At 37.8% G+C, this 2,145-nt stretch carries 2 protein-coding genes; one reads left to right on the top strand and one right to left on the bottom strand.

All coding sequences use genetic code 11. The features are described 5' to 3' along the window. Nucleotides 1–145: 145 nt before the first annotated feature. Nucleotides 146–1,117 carry an alpha/beta hydrolase gene (locus tag E1171_RS02395; RefSeq protein WP_155203715.1) on the top strand — a complete coding sequence of 324 codons (972 nt, stop codon included), beginning with the start codon at nt 146–148 and terminating at the stop codon, nt 1,115–1,117. A 191-nt stretch (nt 1,118–1,308) separates the two neighbouring features. Here E1171_RS02395 and E1171_RS02390 read toward each other — a convergent pair whose 3' ends face one another. Then, the gene (locus E1171_RS02390) at nt 1,309–2,091 is read right to left on the bottom strand and encodes an alpha/beta fold hydrolase (RefSeq protein WP_155203713.1); all 783 of its coding nucleotides are present in this window, start codon (nt 2,089–2,091) and stop codon (nt 1,309–1,311) included. Nucleotides 2,092–2,145: the final 54 nt, after the last annotated feature.

Here is a 2,145-nt window from a genome sequence, read left to right as displayed (position 1 = left end):
AATTTAAATAGGTTTAGTTGGAGAAATATATTAGGATCAGTTAAAAAAAGATGAAACATGGTTTAAAACAGTTTGCTATTTAGTTTCTACATCAAGCAAAAAAGAAAAGGATGTTAATTAAATTCTAAGACCAAAAAACTCTATAATGGAAGCCCAAAATATTATAGGTTACTATGGGCTTGAACCAAAGGTTCGAGAATTTTTGCGTCATGTGGCCACTTTAGGTTGGTCTTCGGTTCACGAACTACCTGAAGCTGAAGCCCGTCAACTCTTTACCGATTTACAAGCTAGTGGAGAAGAAGGATTACCGGCTGAAATTGAAGATAAACAGATTAGATCAGAAGAGAGAGAAATCTCCATTCGAGTAATTAAACCTTTAAAATCAAAAGGATTACTTCCTGTAGTTATGTTTTTCCATGGGGGAGGCTGGATTATGGGCAATGCCCTTACCCATGATAGATTGCTTAGGAAAATTGCGAATGGAGCTGGAGTAGCCGTGGTATTCGTCAACTACAGCCTTTCACCGGAAGTTCACTTTCCAGTTGCAAATGAAGAGGCTTATGCCGCTACCAAGTGGATTTCGACACATGGGGAAAGCTTAGGACTAAACCCAAGAAAAATAGCTGTGGCAGGAGATAGCGCTGGAGGGAATATGGCAACTGTTGTGACAATGATGGCCAAGGAAAGAAAAGGGCCTAAAATTAGCTTTCAGTTATTATTTTGCCCGGTAACAGATGCTAGCTGCGACACCCCTTCCTATCACCGTTTTGCCTTTGGGTATCTTTCGAATATAGAAGACAGTATCAGAATGTGGGATGCTTATGTACCTGACAAAAAACTAAGAAGCCTTCCACTGGTTTCTCCCTTGCGGGCCTCCAAAGAACAATTACAAAACTTACCTCCCGCATTAATCATCACTGCTGAATGTGATATATTGAGAGATGAGGGAGAAGCTTACGCAAAAAAGTTAAATGAAGCGGAAGTGATAGTAACAGCTACTCGTTATTTAGGAACTATACATAGTTTTATGCTTTTTAAACCAATTGCCAACACCCAATCTTCTCAGGCAGCCATTGCTCAATCTATAAATGCCTTAAAAAAGGTGTTCAAAATTTAATTAGCCAATTCTTGCATTTAGCTTTATCACATTTTAAAAGAGCTGGGGATAACAATACAATCTGTGATAAAACTTATTTCCAATTAACTACGAGCAAGGAGCTAAGTCACGGAGCGAATTTATGTTGTGCGGATACTTAAAATCCTAGTTTGGTCCAAGGTGGTGTCATTTTCATTAGTAATTGGTCCAATTCACATAATCACTAAAAGTTTGCTTACAAATTCTGCTGATTTAATTAAGGTTAACTCACTTGCTTCCTTATGAGGCGTATGACCAATATTTGGTATAATTAACTTAGTTGAATATCCTGATACTTGTTTAATAATACGGTCTACCTGTTTTAGACTACCGTACTCATCATTTTCCCCTTGAATAATAAGAACAGGGCACTGAATTTTAGGAAGGAAATGTTCAATATTCCAATTTCTGTATTCCTCTGTTAACCAGGTGCCCGCCCAGGCCCAAAATACAGCCTCCGTTTTTTCGCCGTGGTACTTCCTTAACCGATCTTTGAGGTTGGTTGTCTTATAATTTTCTATTGCCTGCCGAATACCTGCTACAGTAATTTCCTCCACAAAAATATGAGCCCCTTCAGTAATTATTCCTGAAATTTTTTCAGGATATTTTGAAGCGGCCAATAGTGCAATTGTTCCTCCGTCACTATGTCCAAAGAGTATGGCATTAGTAATTTCGCATTGCTCCAAAAGAGAATTTAAAATCCCTGACTCGATTTCCATATAATCGTTTTTCCTCCTTATAGAGGTGAATGGTTCTGATTTACCGTAACCCTGTCTGTCGTAAATCAAGACGTTGCATTTTGCAGCTTCTCCCAATTTTACAGGGAAATCTCTCCATAACTTAATGCACCCTAGGGAATCATGAAGAAAAACCAAAGTGGGCCTGCCAGAATAATTACCTTGACGGAATACCCTTAATTTCACACTCTCAATTTCTAAATCAAATTCTAATTCCATTCTTACTTTTTCAATCAAAAAAAACTAAAATAAGTACTCAATATAAGAAGCAAA

This window comes from Xanthovirga aplysinae (genome assembly GCF_009711365.1).
In the GTDB taxonomy this organism is placed as follows: domain Bacteria; phylum Bacteroidota; class Bacteroidia; order Cytophagales; family Cyclobacteriaceae; genus Xanthovirga; species Xanthovirga aplysinae.
This window is presented reverse-complemented; position numbering and strand designations above follow the sequence as displayed.

What these genes read in the sequence shown, in the direction of transcription:
- E1171_RS02395 (WP_155203715.1), top strand. Translation starts at nt 146, where the DNA reads ATGGAAGCCCAAAATATTATAGGTTACTATGGGCTTGAACCAAAGGTT.
- E1171_RS02390 (WP_155203713.1), bottom strand. Translation starts at nt 2,091, where the DNA reads ATGGAATTAGAATTTGATTTAGAAATTGAGAGTGTGAAATTAAGGGTA.